This is a genomic window from Bordetella sp. 15P40C-2, assembly GCF_009763235.1.
GTDB lineage: Bacteria > Pseudomonadota > Gammaproteobacteria > Burkholderiales > Burkholderiaceae_B > Bordetella_A.
On the sequence record NZ_WSJA01000021.1, the window covers coordinates 54,823 to 74,102 of the forward strand.

15 protein-coding genes are annotated in these 19,280 nt (G+C 60.4%); 3 read left to right on the forward strand and 12 right to left on the reverse strand.

Features of this window, described 5'->3' with window-relative positions:
- Positions 1 to 6: 6 nt before the first annotated feature.
- The 5 genes from GOQ25_RS09875 to GOQ25_RS09895 form a co-directional block, all read right to left on the reverse strand.
- On the reverse strand, positions 7 to 723 hold the full coding sequence (locus tag GOQ25_RS09875) for a succinate dehydrogenase iron-sulfur subunit (RefSeq protein WP_160350297.1): 717 nt from the start codon (positions 721 to 723) through the stop codon (positions 7 to 9).
- Positions 724 to 736: 13 nt separating this feature from the next.
- Complete coding sequence (sdhA, locus tag GOQ25_RS09880) at positions 737 to 2,515, reverse strand: succinate dehydrogenase flavoprotein subunit (protein WP_160350298.1); 1,779 nt, start codon at positions 2,513 to 2,515, stop codon at positions 737 to 739.
- Between the two features lie 3 nt (positions 2,516 to 2,518).
- Positions 2,519 to 2,902, reverse strand: a complete 384-nt coding sequence (gene sdhD, locus GOQ25_RS09885; protein WP_160350299.1) for a succinate dehydrogenase, hydrophobic membrane anchor protein — start codon at positions 2,900 to 2,902, stop codon at positions 2,519 to 2,521.
- Positions 2,902 to 3,315, reverse strand: coding sequence for a succinate dehydrogenase, cytochrome b556 subunit (gene sdhC, locus GOQ25_RS09890; protein ID WP_160350300.1), 414 nt, complete (start codon positions 3,313 to 3,315; stop codon positions 2,902 to 2,904). Before sdhC ends, sdhD begins: the two co-directional genes overlap by 1 nt.
- A 120-nt stretch (positions 3,316 to 3,435) precedes the next feature.
- Positions 3,436 to 4,215 carry a GntR family transcriptional regulator gene (locus GOQ25_RS09895; RefSeq protein WP_160350301.1) on the reverse strand — a complete coding sequence of 260 codons (780 nt, stop codon included), beginning with the start codon at positions 4,213 to 4,215 and terminating at the stop codon, positions 3,436 to 3,438.
- Positions 4,216 to 4,485: 270 nt separating this feature from the next.
- Between GOQ25_RS09895 and GOQ25_RS09900 the strand changes: the two genes are divergently transcribed.
- The 3 genes from GOQ25_RS09900 (at position 4,486) to prpC (ending at position 7,923) form a co-directional block, all read left to right on the forward strand.
- The gene (locus tag GOQ25_RS09900) at positions 4,486 to 5,475 is read left to right on the forward strand and encodes a malate dehydrogenase (RefSeq protein WP_160350302.1); all 990 of its coding nucleotides are present in this window, start codon (positions 4,486 to 4,488) and stop codon (positions 5,473 to 5,475) included.
- A 252-nt stretch (positions 5,476 to 5,727) separates the two neighbouring features.
- Positions 5,728 to 6,621 carry a methylisocitrate lyase gene (gene prpB, locus GOQ25_RS09905; RefSeq protein ID WP_160350303.1) on the forward strand — a complete coding sequence of 298 codons (894 nt, stop codon included), beginning with the start codon at positions 5,728 to 5,730 and terminating at the stop codon, positions 6,619 to 6,621.
- A gap of 96 nt (positions 6,622 to 6,717) precedes the next feature.
- On the forward strand, positions 6,718 to 7,923 hold the full coding sequence (gene prpC / locus GOQ25_RS09910) for a 2-methylcitrate synthase (RefSeq protein ID WP_160350304.1): 1,206 nt from the start codon (positions 6,718 to 6,720) through the stop codon (positions 7,921 to 7,923).
- A 389-nt stretch (positions 7,924 to 8,312) separates the two neighbouring features.
- Here the strand turns inward: prpC and GOQ25_RS09915 are convergent, their stop codons facing one another.
- From GOQ25_RS09915 to GOQ25_RS09945, 7 genes are all read right to left on the reverse strand, one after another.
- Entirely contained in the window at positions 8,313 to 9,275 is a 963-nt protein-coding gene (locus tag GOQ25_RS09915) for a tripartite tricarboxylate transporter substrate binding protein (protein WP_160350305.1), read from the reverse strand.
- Between the two features lie 62 nt (positions 9,276 to 9,337).
- Positions 9,338 to 10,687, reverse strand: coding sequence for a carboxylesterase family protein (locus tag GOQ25_RS09920; protein ID WP_160350306.1), 1,350 nt, complete (start codon positions 10,685 to 10,687; stop codon positions 9,338 to 9,340).
- Positions 10,688 to 10,782: 95 nt separating this feature from the next.
- Positions 10,783 to 11,736, reverse strand: coding sequence for a LysR family transcriptional regulator (locus GOQ25_RS09925; RefSeq protein WP_160350307.1), 954 nt, complete (start codon positions 11,734 to 11,736; stop codon positions 10,783 to 10,785).
- 145 nt (positions 11,737 to 11,881) lie between these two features.
- Positions 11,882 to 14,233, reverse strand: coding sequence for an ankyrin repeat domain-containing protein (locus GOQ25_RS09930; protein ID WP_160350308.1), 2,352 nt, complete (start codon positions 14,231 to 14,233; stop codon positions 11,882 to 11,884).
- Positions 14,234 to 14,711: 478 nt separating this feature from the next.
- Positions 14,712 to 15,902 carry a 2-methylaconitate cis-trans isomerase PrpF gene (gene prpF / locus GOQ25_RS09935; RefSeq protein WP_160350309.1) on the reverse strand — a complete coding sequence of 397 codons (1,191 nt, stop codon included), beginning with the start codon at positions 15,900 to 15,902 and terminating at the stop codon, positions 14,712 to 14,714.
- Positions 15,903 to 15,937: 35 nt separating this feature from the next.
- A complete protein-coding gene (acnD, locus tag GOQ25_RS09940) occupies positions 15,938 to 18,553 on the reverse strand; it encodes a Fe/S-dependent 2-methylisocitrate dehydratase AcnD (RefSeq protein WP_160350310.1) in 2,616 nt (871 codons plus the stop codon).
- A complete protein-coding gene (locus tag GOQ25_RS09945; protein WP_160350311.1) occupies positions 18,550 to 19,266 on the reverse strand; it encodes a GntR family transcriptional regulator in 717 nt (238 codons plus the stop codon). The genes acnD and GOQ25_RS09945 overlap by 4 nt, the downstream gene beginning before the upstream one ends.
- Positions 19,267 to 19,280: the final 14 nt, after the last annotated feature.

Here is a 19,280-nt window from a genome sequence, read left to right on the forward strand (position 1 = left end):
AAATTACTAGACCGTGCGACGGACCATCAGTTCCTTGATCTTGCCGATCGCCTTGGTGGGGTTAAGCCCCTTGGGACAGACATCGACACAGTTCATGATGGTGTGGCAACGGAACAGGCGGTACGGGTCTTCCAGGTTGTCCAGACGCGCGCCGGTCGCTTCGTCGCGGCTATCGGCGATGAAGCGGTAGGCTTGCAACAGACCTGCGGGACCCACGAATTTGTCCGGGTTCCACCAGAACGACGGGCAGGAGGTCGAGCAGCAAGCGCACAGAATGCACTCGTACAGACCGTCGAGCTCTTCGCGCGCCTCGGGCGACTGCAGGCGCTCGCGCTCGGGAGGCGGCGTATCGTTGATCAGATACGGACGCACCGAGTGGTACTGGTTGAAGAAGTGCGTCATGTCCACGACCAGGTCGCGGATCACGGGCAGACCGGGCAGCGGCTTCAGAACGATGGGTTCTTTCAGCTCGCGCAGGTTGGTCGTGCAGGCCAGGCCGTTCTTGCCATTGATGTTCATGGCGTCGGAACCGCACACGCCTTCACGGCACGAACGACGCAGCGACAGGCTGTCGTCCACATCGTTCTTGATGCGCACGAGCGCGTCCAGCAGCATCTTGTCGGTCGGCTGGAGTTCGACTTCCAGCTTCTGCATGTACGGGCGCTCGTCCTTGTCCGGATCGTAGCGGTAAATCTCGAATTTGACGATTCTCTTGGTGCTCATCACGGCATCCTGCTTAGAAAGTACGCGCCTTGGGCGGGAAGGACTCGACCGTCAGCGGCTGCATCTGGACCGGTTTGTATTCCAGACGGCTGCCCTCGGAGTACCAGAGGGTGTGCTTCAGCCAGTTTTCGTCGTCGCGAGTCGGGTGATCGTTCAGCGCGTGGGCGCCACGGCTCTCGGTACGGTTCGCGGCCGACTTGATGGTGGCGCGAGCGACCTCGGTCATGTTGGCGACTTCGAGCGCCTCGATGCGAGCCATGTTGAAGACCTTGGACTTGTCCTTGTAGTAGATGTGCTCGGCTTGCTTGGCCAGATCTTCGATCTGACCCACGCCTTCGTTGAGCAACTCCAACGTACGGAACACGCCGCAGTGACGCTGCATGGACACGCGGATGGCGTTGGCCACGTCTTGCGTTTTTTCGCCCGAGGTGCGGCCTTCCAGCTTGGCCAGGCGGCTCATCGAGAAGTCGACGGCTTCCTTGGGCACCGGCTGGTGGGAATGCTGACGCTCGGGGTGCGAGTTGACGATGTGGTTACCGGTGGCGCGACCGAACACGATCAGGTCGAGCAGCGAGTTGGTACCCAGGCGGTTGGCGCCGTGCACCGACACGGCCGCGCATTCGCCCACGGCGTAGAGGCCGTTGACGACACGGTTTTCGCCGTTGACGCGCTCGAGCACCTGGCCGTGATAGTTGGCCGGAATACCGCCCATCTGGTAGTGGATGGTCGGCACAACCGGGATCGGTTCCTTGATCGGATCGACGTTACCGAACTTGATCGCGATTTCGCGGATCGAGGGCAGACGCTTGTTGATGACGTCAGCGCCCAGGTGATCGAGCTTGAGCACCACGTAGCTGCCGTCCGGACCGCAACCGCGACCTTCCTTGATTTCCTGGTCCATCGAACGCGACACAAAGTCACGCGGGGCCAAGTCTTTCAGCGTGGGCGCATAGCGCTCCATGAAGCGTTCGCCATCCTTGTTCAACAGGATGCCGCCTTCGCCGCGCACGCCTTCGGTGATCAGCACGCCCGCGCCGGCCACGCCAGTCGGGTGGAATTGCCAGAATTCCATGTCTTGCAGCGGAATGCCGGCACGAGCCGCCATGCCCAGACCGTCGCCGGTATTGATGAAGGCGTTGGTCGATGCGGCCCAGATACGGCCCGCGCCGCCCGTGGCCAGCACGGTGGTCTTGGCTTCGAGGATGTAGACGTCGCCGGTTTCCATTTCCAGCGCGGTCACACCGACCACGTCGCCGGCTTCGTTGCGCAGCAGATCCAGTGCCATCCATTCGACGAAGAAGTGCGTGCGCGCAGCGACGTTACGCTGATAGAGCGTGTGCAGCAGCGCGTGACCGGTACGGTCGGCAGCGGCACAGGCGCGCTGCACGGGCTTTTCACCGAAGTTGGCGGTGTGTCCACCGAACGGACGCTGATAGATGGTGCCATCGGCGTTACGGTCGAACGGCATGCCGAAGTGTTCGAGCTCGTACACAGCGTTCGGTGCCTCGCGGCACATGAACTCGATGGCATCCTGGTCACCCAGCCAGTCCGAACCCTTGACGGTGTCGTACATGTGCCAGTACCAGTGGTCTTCGCTCATGTTGCCCAGCGAAGCACTCACGCCGCCCTGCGCCGCAACGGTGTGCGAACGGGTCGGGAAAACTTTCGACAGCACGGCCACGGACAGACCGGCTTGAGCCAATTGCAACGAGCAACGCATGCCGGCTCCGCCGGCGCCAACGACCACCACATCAAACTGGCGGCGTGGCAAGGAATTCATGACAGAGACCACGGCTTAGATACTCCAGAGGATTTGCGCGAAATAGACAACCGAGGCGACCAGCCAGAGGATCGTCAGCACTTGCAGCAACAGGCGAACGCCCGTGGGCTTGACGTAGTCCATCCAGATGTCGCGCACGCCAATCCAGGCGTGCCAGGCCAACGCAAAGAAGAACAGGGTGGCCAGCATCTGGCCAAGAGGAATCGGGCCCGCATGGAAGGTGAAGAGCGCCTTCCAGCTTTCATAGGAGAACGAGGGCATCATCATGATGCCGACGATCAGCACCAGCGTGTAGATGGCCATGATCACGGCCGTGATGCGCTGCGCGATAAAGTCGATGACGCCGTAGTGCGCCCCTACCACCAAACGCTTGGGGCCATAGTTTTTGGATTGAGCCATTACAGAACTCCAAACAATTTGAGGGCAAAGACGACGGTCAGTGCCAGGCTCACGCCAAACGCGACGCCTGCGCTTTTCTGGGCCGAGACCTTATCCAGACCGATATGCAGGTCCAGGATCAGGTAACGAATGCCGGCACAGAAGTGATGGAGGTAACCCCACACCAGCACCAGGAACACCAGTTTCACGATGGGATTGCCGGCATATTCGGCGATCTGCGCGTAGCTTTCAGGCGAGGCCACGCTGGCCGCGAACAGCGGCAGAATGACCAAGGGCAAACAGAGAAACAGCAGCGCGCCGCTTATGCGGTGCAGGATGGAGAGCTTGCCCGCCAGGGGCAGGCGATAGGTCGCAATTTGTGCAATACCAATATTGCGAAACTGCGGACGTGGCTTGGCAGCGGTGTCGGACATGACGGCCTCGGTGTTACGGTGCTAGGGATTCGTGACAACGAAATAAGCGTTGCCGGTGCAGGCAAACACGCTATTTTCGCCCAGAGTACGGTTCGTATCAAATCGTTGTGAAAAAGCTCATCAATTCAAACTATTGCGGTAGTGGTAATGATCGGTAAGGTATAAACCGCGGCGAATTTCCATGGGTCTGTCTCCATAGGTGTAGGACACGCGATCGACTTGCAAAAGCGGCGCGCCTGGCGCCACGCCCAGCAATCCCGCCACCTCAGCGGGCGCGCCCACCGCGCGGAGTTTTTCGTCGGCGCGCACCATACTGACCCCGAACTCGGTTTCGAACAGACCATACAAGGGCGCCTTGTTTGCCGTCAGCAGCTCCAGCGTCAGACCCTTGAACACAGACCCGGGCAGCCAGATGTCGTCGATGACGGTCGGACGTTGATTCATGGAAAGCTGGCGACGAATCATCACCACGGTTTCACCGGCGCGCAGTTCCAGTGCGCGAGCGACCTCGGCAGGCGCGCGCAGGCGGCGGCATTCCAGGATGAAACTCTCGGCGCGGCCATTCTCGCCTTCTTCGTCGGCGGCCAGCCGCAGGAAACGATATCGCACCCGCGCCTCGTGATGAGTCGCGACAAACGTGCCCTTGCCCTGGCGGCGGATCAGTAAATGTTCGGCGGCCAGTTCATCGACGGCCTTGCGTACGGTACCCTGACTGACCTGAAAGCGCGCGGCCAGATCAATCTCGCTGGGAATCAATTCGCCGGGTTTCCATTCGCCGCGATCAAGACTTTGCACCAGCAAATCCTTGATCTGACGATACAGCGGACTGAACGCGGCCCCCTCGCCGGCCGGTCGGGCGGCGCGATGTCGTAGCGGAGGTTCGGGCCTGGGGTCTGCCATGGTCGATTTATCAGCGGGTTTTCTCGGTCTCGTAGACCCTGGAAAAAAGCAGGATCATCCTGCCGGGCAAACGCGGCATTGTGGCACAAGCGGCCCGGCACTGTCCAACGTCTTATGTCTTATATAAGATATAAGACAATTGACGCATACGTAAATTCCATCTAGGATTTACAAGTTTCCTCGACACCCCGTGCGACGCATGAGCGGCGTCCAGCGATTAAACTGACAAAGAGAATTTCATCTCACACGAACTCATCACGGAGAACGTTCATGTCTAAGCCTGCCTTGCGTGTCGCCGTTACCGGCGCCGCCGGCCAAATCGGTTACGCCCTGCTGTTCCGCATCGCCTCGGGCGAAATGCTGGGTAAAGATCAGCCGGTCATTCTGCAACTGCTGGAAATCCCCGACGAGAAAGCGCAAAAAGCCCTCAAGGGCGTCATCATGGAACTGGATGACTGCGCCTTCCCGCTGCTGCAAGAAGTCACCGCTCACAGCGATCCGCGCACCGCGTTCAAGGATGCGGACGTGGCCTTGTTGGTCGGCGCCCGTCCCCGCGGCCCCGGCATGGAGCGCAAGGATCTGCTGAGCGTCAACGCCCAGATCTTCACGGCTCAAGGCCGCGCGCTGAACGAAGTCGCCAGCCGCGACGTCAAGGTGCTGGTCGTGGGCAACCCCGCCAACACCAACGCCTACATCGCGATGAAGTCGGCCCCGGATCTGCCGGCCAAGAACTTCACCGCCATGCTGCGCCTGGACCACAACCGCGCCCTGTCGCAACTGGCTGCCAAGTCGGGCAAGGCTGTTGCCGATATCGAAAACCTGATCGTCTGGGGCAACCATTCGCCCACGATGTATCCGGACATCCGCTTCGCCACCGTCGGCGGCGAAAGCCTGGCCAAGATCATCAACGATGATCAATGGAACCGCGAAGTCTTCATCCCCACCGTGGGCAAGCGCGGCGCCGCCATCATCGAGGCCCGTGGCCTGTCGTCGGCTGCTTCGGCCGCCAACGCCGCCATCGACCACGTGCGTGACTGGGTCCTGGGCAGCAACGGCAAGTGGGTCACCATGGGTGTGCCCTCGGATGGTTCCTACGGCATCCCCGAAGGCATCATCTACGGCGTGCCGGTGATCACCGAGAACGGCGAGTACAAGCGTGTCGAAGGCCTGGAAATCGACGCCTTCTCGCGCGAGCGCCTGGACTTCACGCTGAAAGAACTGCTCGAAGAGCGCGACGGCGTGAAAGACTTGCTGAAGTAATGTTCGCAAGCAGCCAGGCGTAAGCCTGGCGGGCGGCGCGGCCTGGCGATATGTCCCGGCCGCGCCGTAATAAATCTGTCGCTTCGCCATCCGCGGGCCAGGACACAGATTTATTGCGCAGCCCACCCGCACTTCCTCCGTGCAGCGGCCTATTTTCGACCTTGTCGAATGACCGCGGACTGCTTTTCCTGCACCATCACCATCAGGCCCGGGCGCCAGAGTGAGCGTCCGGCACACCACGGAGATCCGCTCATGACCCGCCCCACCTCCCCCGGCGCGCTGTTTCGCCAGGCGCTGACCGAAGAAAGCCCCCTGCAAATCGTTGGCGCCATCAATGCGAACCATGCTTTGCTGGCCAAGCGCGCGGGCTATCGCGCCATTTATCTCTCGGGCGGCGGCGTGGCCGCTGGCTCACTCGGCCTGCCCGATCTGGGCATCAATACGTTGGACGACGTGCTGACCGATGTGCGCCGCATCACCGATGTCTGCGATCTGCCGCTGCTGGTCGATATCGACACGGGGTTTGGGCCTTCGGCCTTCAACATCGCCCGTACCGTTAAAAGCCTGATCAAATTCGGCGCGGCCGCCTGCCACATCGAAGACCAAGTGGGCGCCAAGCGTTGCGGCCACCGTCCGGGCAAGGAAATCGTCAGCACCCAGGAAATGGCTGACCGCGTGAAAGCAGCCGCCGATGCGCGCACGGATTCCGATTTCTACCTGATCGCCCGTACCGACGCGATTGCCTCGCATGGCGTGGACGCCGCGATCGAACGCGCGCTGGCCTGCGTGGAAGCCGGCGCCGACGCGATTTTCGCCGAGGCCGCTTATGACCTGCCGACCTACGATCGCTTTGTGAAAGCCGTCAACGTGCCGGTGCTGGCCAACATCACCGAGTTCGGCAAGACGCCGCTATTCACCGTGGACGAGCTGCGCAGCGTGAACGTAGCGATGGTGCTCTATCCGCTGTCGGCATTCCGCGCGATGAACAAGGCCGCGGAAAACGTCTATCAAGCCATTCGCCGCGATGGCCATCAAAAAAATGTCCTCGACACGATGCAAACCCGCGATGAGTTGTACGATCGCATCGGCTACCATGCATTTGAGTCGCAACTGGACGCGCTGTTCCAGCAAGGCAAAGGCAAGTAATTTCCGTCGGCGGCCGGTGTAAGTGATGTCACTGGCCGCGACGGCGCAGTTTACGTTCGCCCCATTTGACGCCAACCAAGGAAAGGAGTCAGAGACATGAGCACTTCCAAGAAGCAAAGCGCAGCCGTGACAGAGGCCCAGACGAGCGCCCCCACGGAAGACAAACCCGGGTTCAAGCCCAAGAAATCCGTCGCGCTGTCCGGCGTGGTGGCCGGCAACACGGCACTGTGTACCGTGGGCCGTACGGGCAATGACCTGCACTATCGTGGCTACGACATTCTCGACTTCGCGGGCGAAGCGGAGTTCGAAGAAATCGCGCACTTGCTCGTGCATGGCAAGCTGCCGAACAAGGCGGAACTGAAGGCCTATAAGGACAAGCTGCGCTCGATGCGCGGTCTGCCGGCGCAACTGCAAACGGCTTTGGAAGCCCTGCCCGCCTCCAGCCACCCGATGGATGTGATGCGTACGGCGGTGTCGGTGCTGGGCTGCGTGCTGCCCGAGAAGGATGACCACAACATCCCGGGCGCGCGCGATATTGCTGACCGCTTGATGGCAAATCTGGGTTCGGCGCTGCTGTACTGGTATCACTACAGCCACAACGGCCACGTGATCGATGTGCAGACGGATGATGACAGCATTGGCGGTCATTTCCTGCATCTGCTGCACGGTGTGAAGCCTTCGGATGAGTGGGTGCGTGCGATGCACACCTCGCTGATCCTGTACGCGGAGCATGAGTTCAATGCGTCCACGTTTACGTGCCGCGTGATCGCGGGTACGGGATCGGACATGTACTCGGCTATCGCCGGGGGGATCGGCGCGCTGCGTGGGCCGAAGCATGGTGGCGCCAACGAAGTGGCGTTCGAGGTGCAAAAGCGTTACGACAGCCCGGACGAAGCAGAGGCCGATATCCGTCGCCGCGTGGAAGCCAAGGAAGTCATCATCGGCTTTGGTCACCCGGTCTACACGGTTTCGGATCCGCGCAACAAGGTCATCAAGGAAGTGGCTCGCAAGCTTTCGAAAAAAGCCGGTACGACCAAGATGTACGACATCGCCGAGCGGTTGGAGACGGTGATGTGGGAAGTCAAAAAGATGTTCCCGAACTTGGACTGGTTCTCGGCGGTGAGCTATCACATGATGGGCGTGCCGACGGCAATGTTCACGCCGCTGTTTGTGCTGGCGCGTACGGCGGGATGGTCGGCGCACATTATCGAGCAGCGGGTCGATAACAAGATCATTCGTCCTACGGCTAATTATGTGGGGCCGGAGGATCAGGAATACGTGCCGCTTTCTAAGCGGAAGTAAGGTTTTTCTGGCGCCGGGGACGGCGCTTTTTTGGGTTTGGTTTGGGGATTCATTGCTGTTGGCGGTGAATCCTTTTTGTTTTTGGGGGCGGTGGGGTATTTGGGGCGGCTGACGGGTTCTTTAGACGCCGGAGCGCGCCGCCCAAGCCACACCGGCCCTGTCGCACGGGCTCGCCCCATGAGCAGGGGGCTCGGCCCCCTTCGGGGGCTTCCCCGCGCTCAACGGGCCGGTGTGGCTTGGGCGGCACGCTCCGGCTTGCGTCGGGGATGCTCGTGGGCTTTACGCTAGCTCGAGGATAGGCTTGGGCCTTATGCGGCATCCGAGATGAGCGAGAGCCTGGCGCCAGTTCGGGGATATGCGTGGCTCTGGCGCTATGGAGCTGCGCGGGATTATTGGAGGCGGATGCCGAGGTCCTTGATTAGGGGGGCCATTTCGTTGCGGTCGGACTGGATGGTTTCGGCCAGCGTTTCGGGCGAGCTACCAATGGGGATCATGCCCAGGCCTTGCATTTGCGCTTGCATCGCCGGATCTTTCAGGACGGTGGCAACGGATTGCTGAATGAACGCGACACGGTCGGCAGGCGTGCCTGCGGGCGCCATGAGGCCAATCCAAGGTTGCGGGGCATAGCCGGGCATGCCTGACTCTTCTAATGTGGGCGTGTCGGGCAAACCGCTGAACCGTGTGGGGCTCGTGATCGCCAGGCCGCGCAGGCGGCCACTTTCCAAGAGGCCTTTGGAACTCGAGGGAGCGTCGAGCGCGACGTCGAGTTCGCCACCAATCAGATTGTTAAGCGTGGTGCCGGACGATGATGAAGGGGCATACAGGGCCTTGATGCCGGCTTTGCGGGCGGTTTGTTCCCATACCAGGTGGAAAGCGGTGCCAATGGAGAATGAGCCGACGTTGAGGTCACGCTTGCGGCTTTCCTGGACGAAGTCCTCCCACGTTTTTAGCGGGCTGTCTGCACGCACGACAAAGACGAAGGGCGTGCGGGCGACCAACGAAATCGGCTGCAAGTCCTTGACCGGATCGAAGCTGTCTACCGCGAACGGCACGATGGTGATGGTGGACGCAACCACCATGCCGAGGGTGTAGCCGTCTGCCGGGGCCTTTAGCAGTGTGCTGGTGCTGATCATGCCCGAAGCGCCGGGGCGATTTTCCACGATGACGGGCTGCTTCCACATCTCTGACAGGCGGGTGGCCAGTACGCGCAGCATGACATCAACGGGGCCGCCAGGCGGATTGGACACGATGATACGCACCGGGCGGTCCGGAAAGGCGGCATGGGCGGGGCTGCTGACAAGACCGAGCCACATCAAGGCGGCGGCCCAGATAACGAATAGGCGTTTGAACATGAGTATCTCTTTATAAAGTCGTTGGCTGGATGCAGTCGCTGGGATGGCGCACCATAAAGGCGTCACTGCACGTCGAAAATTTGCTGATGGGGAGCCATGGGCCATCCGGGCGACTCGCCATGGACAAAAGCGATCCAGGCCTTGCGGGTACGTTGCGACAGGGATTCCGCGCTGACGGCCTTCAGTCCGTGCAACATGGGTGCATCAGGAAACGCATCGAGCGTTCCGAAGACGAAGGGCAGTTCAATGCAATGGCAGGCCCCGAACCGCTGGGTGGGTGCGACATCGAACCGTGCAAGCCAGGCTTGACGACCGGCTTTGATTGCATCGGCGGCCCATTGCCGGGCAGGCTGGTCAAAGATCGCATTGCCCAGCGCGGCGCTTTGGGGATTGACCCCTTGACCCGGAAAAGCCGCCATTTCGTCGCGGGTATAACTCACCAGAACATCTGCGCGTCCCACCGCAGCAGCCAGCGCGTTCTGCATGTCGGTCGTCAAAATGTCGCCGTCCAGGACGGGCGCAAATAACGATCGGCCGCTGCCTTCTGCCTGCAACGCTTTAAGCACGTCAGGGTGCTGTTGCGCAGCCAGCAGAGTTTCCACGGGCAACGCGGCAGCCTCTTGCGTCGTATTGACACCGCACGCGCCTAGATAGGCATGCGCCAGGCGGGCGCCCTGCTCCGCGCTACGCCAGCCCCGCCCCAAAGATCCGCTTTGCAAAATAGCGCGAGAGAACCGGGGTTGACGGGTCAGCATGGCGCAGATCGACGTCGCGCCTGCGGATTGGCCCATGACGGTGATGGCCTCGGGGTCGCCGCCGAACGCAGCGATGTGCTCGATCACCCAGCCAATGGCCAATTCTTGATCCAACAAGCCGGCATTCGGTGTGGCATCGGGCAGTGGCAGCCAGCCCAGGGCGGCGAGACGATAACTCACGGCGACCACGACCATGTCGCCTTCGGCTGCCAGTCTTGCGCCGTCATACCAGGGCAGGATGCCACCACTCTGCCAGGCGCCACCGTGCAGCCAGATCAGGACGGGGCGACGATGTGGCTTTGCCGGCGAACCGGCCACGTCCGACGGGGCCGCGACTGGGCTGCCTCCTCGTCGCACCTGGCTTTGCTGGATAGCGCCGTCGGCAGGCACCCAAATGGACAAACGCAGGCAGTCTTCATCCTGACGCGCGTCAAAATCGCCCATGGCATCGCGCAGCCTCGATGGCAATTGTGGCGCGACGGGCGCTGCCCGGGTGGCATCGCACTCGCCAGACCAACGGGCTGGTCGGGGTGCAGCGAACCGCAGCGGGCCTACGGGGGCTTCGCCGTACGGCACGCCATGGAAACTAAGGACGCGCGATTCGCGTATCCCGCGCACGGTCCCCTGCGGTAGCGCTATGGTGATAGTCTCTGACATCTCCCCTCCTTATGGCACTCAGTCTCCTATGGTAGGGGCAAGCATTCACGCCAGGCATGCGACTTTTGAGCAAAGGTATGCGCGTTGCGCATGCCTTACAGCACGGCGTATCCGTGAGACTGAAGCAAGGCCTTGTCGGCACGTATCGCCTGAGCGAGCGCGACCGAAAACGCACGTACAGGCCGCGAACTTGGCCGGTCGCGCCGCCAGATTGCGGACATCGGCGATCGCTGCAACGGCGGCAACTCGGGCAGCATGGTGATGCTCCCGCGCGCCTGCAGCACGGCCGCCACGCTCCCCGGCATTAACCCCAAGTAAGCGCCGCGCTGCACCAACTCCATATTGAACTCCGGCGAGAGCGCGCCCACCATATCGGGCAAGGGATATCCCTGATTGAGCAAGCGCCGCTCAAGTTCGCCGCGTATCCGGCTGCCCGGCAGCGCAGTGATCCACGGATAGCGCAAATAGTCGTCCAGTGTGCTCTGAGGTCGGCTCGCCAGGGGATGCGCGTTCGCGCAAACCAACACCACCTCATCGTGCAACAAGGTCATTGACCGATAGACCTGGGGATTGACGCTGGCCCCGTATCGACTGACCAGCACGTCCAACGTACCCGCATCCAGCATATCAACAAGCTGCTCGTGAGTGCCGACTTCGACGGTGAGCATGACGCGGGGATATCGAGATTGAAACGCTTGCACGGCGGGCGCCATCGGCCAGCCCGCGAACAGGGAAAAGCACCCAACCGTCAAACTGCCTTCGTCGCCACGCGTGACAGCAGCGAGCTCAACCTCGGCCCGGCGGAAGTCCGCCAACAACTGCCGCGCATGACGGCACATGGCCTCGCCCGCCGGGGTGCAACCTGTGCCTTTGGCAGTACGTTCGAAGAGACGTGTACCCACCAGCTCTTCTATCTCGACGATGGCACGCGACAGGCCCGACTGCGTCGTGTGCAGCTGCGTGGCCGCTCTGGACAAATTGCCTAATTCCGCGACGGTCAGCACAATCTCCAGATGCCGCACACGGAGTCTGCCTTTGAAAGGTGTCATACGAGCCTCGATGTTCGCGAGGCCCGATTATTCCCTCTATTCCGTATCCGCGACAAGACATCGTCAAACCGCTAGCGCGCGAGCGCACCGCCGGTTTATGGTGAATTTTTTTGCTGGCGACAGCTTCAGCCAGGACGCGATCGCATCATTCTTCGTCAATTATCATGCGAAACGTGGGAGAGAGCTCTCGCTGCGCGCCCCATTCCTCTTCATGCGCACGTTGCCGCTTGAGGCCCTGGCGTAACGCTTCTTGTATGACGGGATTCTCGATATGAGCGAGCGCCCGTTCAATGTCAGTGCCTCGTACCACGAAGGCCAGCAACGTGGAGAAGGCATTCTGGATAAGGCATGGAGCCAGCGCCGCTGCCTCATCAACACCCAAATCGCACATCTCCGCCGCCATCTTGCCTTCGTCATGCAATAGTGCTTGTGAAAGCGCGCCGGTAGCGTCCATGCCTGCCGCGATCAACTTCCTGGCAGTCTCTGCCCCTCCTTTGGGATCCGCGATGATCAAATCGTGAGGATGGAAAGTATTCTGCAGAGGAACAAGTTTGCGCAGCCGGTCCACGTCGCCCATTTTCGCCAGCGATGCAAATGCGTCCAGTAAATCGATAGAGGTGCCCTGAACCATTCGTTGGGCAAACTGCGCCAGGTCCATGTCGACCAATAACTCACACAATTCAATTGGATTGTAACCCGCGTGCACCAACGCCCCCACGTTGCGAATGGCTTCCCATTCGTTGAGTCGATATTGATCGAGAATACTATCAGCGACGTTCATCAGATCTGTGCCCGCTTGCACTAATAACCGCGTGTATGGCGCAGACAAGGTTAGCGGCGTGCGAAGCACCATCAGCATCAATACATTGCCAGCTGTTTCCTGCGATCTGCCCACCTGCTCATAAATGGCAGGCCAGTCCACTCGCAATACAGCCTCCAGCAGATTGGATTCAGCGATCTTGTTCATCGCGCGAAGCTGCTCGGCCACGGAGTTAATCGGCGCCGCCAGGCCCCTGTCTCTAATCCCTTGCGCAATCAGAATGTCTTCGACGAGGGTAATACCGCCCGGATTGTACGTTCGCTGCACTTGCCTGATAACTCCGGCCACGTCATGGGAAAGTGCATTGAGAACTTGGGAGGCCTCTGATCGTCTATCGGCGGGCACCGAACGCAGTGCGTTTTCTATCCGTGCACCTGCGGCAATCAGTATTCTGGCGAGAAACCGGTTTTGCGGCTGACTGGCTAGGTTCCACAGATATTTCGAGGGGTCGAATCCAGCGGCGAACAGCTCACTCAGGTTATTCACGTCGACTCGCTTACCGCTGTTCAAGGGTCCAAACACCTTGACAAAGAGAGTATCGCTTTGGGCGGCGGCGACGATATTCTGCAACGCCACCAGGTTTCCGCTCCTGACCAACCGATCAACAACGGGCCGTAGTTCTACTACGTCCTCCGCCAACAATCCCGAAATGGCATCGAGATGGCCCTCGTTCGCCAAGGGAATGAGTACGCGGCAATCGAGGAAATCTTTGTCGTTCGGGGGCACCGCGCCTGCCACATCAACGGCGCCTTCATGATCTCCCTCCATGGCCAGCTTGCGTATGCGGTGGGCGGGATCAAAGCCGATATCGAAATCTTTCGGTTCATACGGTATGCCACGTTGCTCCAGGATGTTCATGGCTTTCTCTGGCGATGCGCCCAGCAGTACCAATGCGCTCATACCGTGGACACCCAGCCCGCTCAGGTCACCAAATGCCAGGGCGGCGTTGAGATCCGCGCCAAGTGCCATCAGATTCTTGATAACGGTCGCTCTTTTCTCCAATATCACCGGACCGTCGCGGAACGACATCGTTTTTGCAAGCAAATAGGAAGGGTCGGCGCCATTAGCAAGTGCGTCGCGGGCATCTTCAAGCCTGCCCGACGCGCACGCGCCCTGCAGGTCGGCATACCAACCGGAGAACATCTTTAAGAAGACCTCATCGCGCTGCGCCAGCGCGACCATTTGCGCCGTGGCAGTGTCTCCGCCGGAGGCGATGAGCCGTATCGCGTTATCGCGTGTCTCCCGAAACAGACTTGGGCTGTCGTAAGAGATAGGAGGCTCTCGACCATGTTCCTCCGTGGCACCATGGGCCCGAATCAACTCAAGCGCCAGCTTGACCTCTCCTTGCAACACAGCGTGCATCAACGGCGTATAACCATCTTTGTCCGGATCATGCAGTGCGGCCGGATCAAGCTTGCTGGCCTTATCAATCAGCAGCTGGATTACCGCGTCGGAGCTGCCATAGATCGCCCTGTGGATAGGGTTTAGGCCGTCCGCGTTGAGGGCACGGTAATCCACACGCATATGTTCAAGGATGTCTCGCACGTCCCGGACATTGGAGCTGATAATAGCCAGATCCAAGCACTCATTGGGCGTTTTGCCCCCCAAGGAGGGAATGGAAAGATCCTGGTCGGTTATTTGATGTGGGATTGGACCAAGATTTGAGAATGGGAACATTGCTGGCTCTCCTTCTTAAGCTGATCGAAGCGACGCTCGCGGGGTTCAGAACGCAACAAGGTCCCGAACTGTTATTTAAAATTACTCACTGAGTGACCGCGAGGTCCTGCTAGTTCCCTAATTTGTGAGAAGAGCACGCAGTTTCTTCGTCCTCGTTTGCCGGTAGCTGTGGCGATGGCCGGTGGAGGCGGACGTAAGCACTCCATGAAAAAGCCCACGCTCGCGACGTCGGGACGTGTTGGCGTGGGCTCGGGGAAGACGGCGCGTTTGGCGTAGGGCGGCCTTGGGTTTAGCGGAGGGACTCAGGCTTCCAAGGAACGTGTCGCCAACAGGTCACCACTGATTGCATCTCTCAGCCCATTGCGGTTGTTGAATCGTCGCCTTGAATAATCATGGCGACCGCCACGTCGACTTATGCTTGAGCTTTTCTTGATTTTGGGCGACTGGCGCCGGCCGGCCCGGCAACGATTAACAACGCTCAACGTGGCATCCAAGGCACGCGCACCCATCCTTCCATCAAGACACGCGCGCTGCGCGACATGATCGCTTTCGTGACCGTCCACTCGCCATCGACGAGTTTGGCTTCGGCGCCGACTTGCAATGTTCCGGAGGGATGACCGAAGCGCACACCCGTCCGTTCACCGCCGCCTGCGGCGAGATTCACCAAGGTTCCCGGAACGGCCGCAGCCGTTGCTATGGCAACCGATGCAGTACCCATCATGGCATGGTGCAGCTTGCCCATGGAAAGCGCGCGCACCAGCAGATCCACGTCCTTCTCGCCGATGGCTTTACCGCTGGACGCGGTATAGGCGCGTGGTTTGGACACGAATGCGATCTTGGGCGTATGTTGACGGGCAGCCGCCTGCTCGGGCGAGGCGATCAGACCCATACGCACGGCGCCATACGCACGGATTTTCTCGAAGCGCGCGAGCGCGGTGGGATCACTGTTGATGGCGTCTTGTAATTCGGTGCCGGTATAGCCCAGGGCTTCCGCATCCAGAAAGATGGTCGGAATTCCCGAGTTAATGAAGGTCGCGCGAAATGTGCCTTCGCCCGGTACCTCGAAGTCGTCCACGACGTTACCCGTAGGAAACATCGAGCCGCCCTCGCCTTCGCCTTCGTCAGCCGGATCGAGAAACTCAACCTTGATCTCGGCAGCCGGAAAGGTCACGCCATCCAGTTCAAAATCCCCGGTCTCTTGCACCTGACCGTTGGTGATGGGGACATGATTCACGATGGTCTTGCCGATATTGGCTTGCCAAATGCGCACAGTCGCAATGCCGTTCTCGGGGATACGATCAGCATCGACCAGACCATTCGCAATGGCGAACGGACCCACCGCGGCCGACAGGTTGCCGCAGTTGCCACTCCAATCCACGAAAGCCTGATCGATAGACACCTGACCGAACAGATAATCGACATCGTGATCGGGACGGCTGCTCTTGGACAAGATCACCGTCTTGCTGGTGCTGGAAGTCGCACCGCCCATACCGTCGATTTGTTTGCCATAGGGATCGGGACTGCCGATGACTCGCATGAGGAGCGAATCGCGATCCGGCCCGGCTACCTGCGCGGCCGGAGGTAAGTCGGTGAGCTTGAAGAAAACGCCTTTACTCGTACCACCGCGCATATAAGTCGCGGGAATTTTGATTTGTGGTGCGTGCGTCATGAAGGATCCTGATCTGTCTGTTATCGATTGATTGCTCAGCCCGCCTGACTGGCTGCGCTGGCGGACGAGGATTCGAGAAAGTCTTGCGCGAAGCGCTGCAACACGCCGCCTGCTTCGTAGATGGAGACTTCTTCGGCGGTATCGAGGCGACACGTCACCGGCACTTCGATCGCGCTTCCATCGCGGCGATGCACGATCAGTGTCAGATCGGCGCGCGGCTTACGCTCGCCCACCACGTCATAGGTTTCCGTACCATCGAGCGCCAGCGTTTTACGGTTGGTTCCCGGCTTGAATTCCAGCGGCAGTACGCCCATGCCGATCAGGTTGGTGCGGTGAATGCGCTCGAAGCCTTCGGCCACAATGGCTTCGACACCGGCCAGACGCACGCCCTTAGCCGCCCAGTCACGCGAGGAGCCCTGTCCATAGTCCGCCCCCGCCACGATGATAAGGGGCTGCTTGCGTTGCATATAGGTTTCGATGGCCTCCCACATCCGCATGGTCTTGCCTTCTGGCTCGACACGCGCGAGTGAGCCTTGTTTGACGCTGCCGTCTTCGTTGCGGACCATCTCGTTATAGAGTTTGGGATTCGCGAACGTCGCGCGCTGCGCGGTCAGATGGTCGCCGCGATGGGTGGCGTAGGAGTTGAAGTCTTCCTCGGGCAAGCCCATTTTGGCGAGGTATTCGCCTGCGGCGCTATCGAGCAAGATCGCATTCGAGGGCGAGAGATGGTCCGTGGTGATGTTGTCGCCCAGGACGGCAAGCGGACGCATGCCTTTCAACGTGCGCTCGCCAGCCAGCGCGCCTTCCCAGTAAGGAGGACGACGGATATAAGTGCTTTGAGGGCGCCATTCGTACAAGGGACTCACGGACTCGCGTCGTGCATCGCGGATGCCGAACATCGGTGCGTAGACCTTGCGGAATTGCTCGGGCTTGACGGCCGCGGCCACGACGGCGTCGATCTCTTCCTCGCTGGGCCAGATATCCTTCAGACGAATATCGTTGCCTCTCGCATCCTTGCCCAGCACATCACGTTCGATATCGAAACGAATGGTGCCTGCGATGGCGTAAGCCACTACCAATGGCGGCGAAGCAAGGAACGCTTGTTTGGCATAGGGGTGAATCCGCCCATCGAAGTTGCGGTTACCCGATAGCACTGCCGTCGCATACAAATCACGGTCGATGATTTCTTGTTGGATCTTGGGGTCCAACGCACCGGACATGCCGTTGCATGTGGTACAGGCGAACGCAACGATACCGAAGCCAAGCTTCTCGAGCTCGCTGGTTAGTTGCGCTTCGTCGAGATAAAGCTCGACGGCCTTGGATCCAGGCGCGAGCGAAGTCTTCACCCACGGTTTGCGCGTCAAGCCCACTCGGTTGGCGTTGCGCGCCAGCAAGCCCGCGGTGATGACGTTGCGCGGATTGCTGGTGTTGGTGCAGCTTGTGATCGCGGCAATGATGACCGCGCCATCGGGCATCAAACCGGGCTCATTTTCCACCACGCCCGCGATACCGCGCTCGGCCAGATCCGACACCGGCAAGCGGCGATGGGGGTTCGACGGACCCGCGAGCGTGCGCACCACGCTGGAAAGATCGAAACGCAGCACGCGTTCGTATTCCGCGTTCTTCAAGCTGTCCGCCCACAAGCCGGCCTGCTGCGCATACGTCTGCACGAGCTGTACCTGCGCGTCTTCGCGGCCGGTGAGCTTCAGGTAATCGATCGTCTGTTGATCGATGAAGAACATCGCCGCCGTTGCGCCGTATTCGGGGGCCATATTCGATATCGTTGCGCGGTCGCCCAAGGTGAGGCTGGATGCGCCCTCGCCATAGAACTCCAGGTACGCACCCACCACGCGCTCTTTGCGCAGGAACTCGGTGAGCGTCAACACGATATCGGTCGCGGTGATACCCGGCTGCGGCTTGCCCGTCAGCTCAACGCCCACGATATCGGGCAAGCGCATCCACGAGGCGCGGCCCAGCATCACGTTCTCGGCTTCCAGACCGCCCACGCCGACCGCGATCACGCCCAAGGCATCGACGTGCGGTGTGTGACTGTCGGTGCCGACCAAGGTATCGGGAAACGCCACGCCATTTTGTGCATGGATAACCGGCGACATGCGTTCCAGATTGATCTGGTGCATGATGCCGTTACCCGGCGGCACGACCTCGACGTTATGAAACGCCTCGCGCGTCCAATCGATAAAGTGAAACCGGTCGTCGTTGCGGCGATCTTCGATGGCGCGGTTCTTCGCAAAGGCATCGGGTTCATAGCCCGCGTGTTCCACGGCCAGCGAGTGATCCACAATCAGTTGCACCGGCACAACGGGATTCACCTTGGCCGGGTCGCCGCCCATATCCGCGATGGCATCACGCAGGCCCGCCAGATCGACCAGCGCGGTTTGGCCCAGAATGTCGTGGCACACCACGCGCGCCGGAAACCACGGGAAGTCCAGATCGCGGCGGCGCTCAATCAGCTGACGCAGCGCATCGTTCAATAAGGCCGGATCACAGCGGCGCACCAGATTTTCCGCGAGCACACGCGAGGTATAAGGCAAGCGGTCATACGCGCCCGGCGCGATCGCATCGACCGCGGCGCGCGCATCGAAGTAGTCCAGCTCGGTGCCGGGTAAGGGCTTGCGAAATTGTGAATTCATGATGCCTCCGTGCGCTGCAAGGTGTTGTGCGCGATCTGATGTTCAATGTTGAGACGGGATGCGCGGATATGTCTGCGCATTAAAAGTTCTGCGAGCTCGCCGTCGCCGTCGGCGATCGCATCGAGAATACGGTGATGCTCGGCAAACGCCTGCCGGGGTCGATGCGGCGTATCCGAGTATTGAATGCGGTACATGCGTGCCAGCTGATAGAGCTCATCGCACAGCATGCGAATCAGCATCTGATTGCCGCTGGCCTGGACGATCTTGTAGTGAAAGTCGTAATCGCCCTCTTGCTGGTAGTAACCGCGCCCGGCCTGAAAAGCCTCGTCCCGCTCGTGGGCCTGCAATACGCGCCGCAGCTCGTCGACCTCCGCCGCCGTCATGCGCGCGGCCGCCAAGCGGCAGGCCATGCCTTCGAGCGACTCACGGATTTGATAGAGCTCGCACAGCTCTTGCTGACTCAGCGAGACGACGCGTGCGCCCACATGCGGCACGCGCACCACCAGGCGTTGACCCTCGAGACGGTGAATCGCCTCGCGCAGCGGCCCGCGGCTGATGCCATAGGTACGGGCAAGCTCAGGCTCGGAAATCTTGCTGCCCGGCGCGATGTCGCCCTTGATAATGGCGGACTGGATGTCGCGGAAAACCTGCTCGGAAAGCGTTTCCGTTTCACCGGTCGAGGGTTCGACCAGGGCAAGGACTTTTTCTGTCATGTCGACAATCGCGA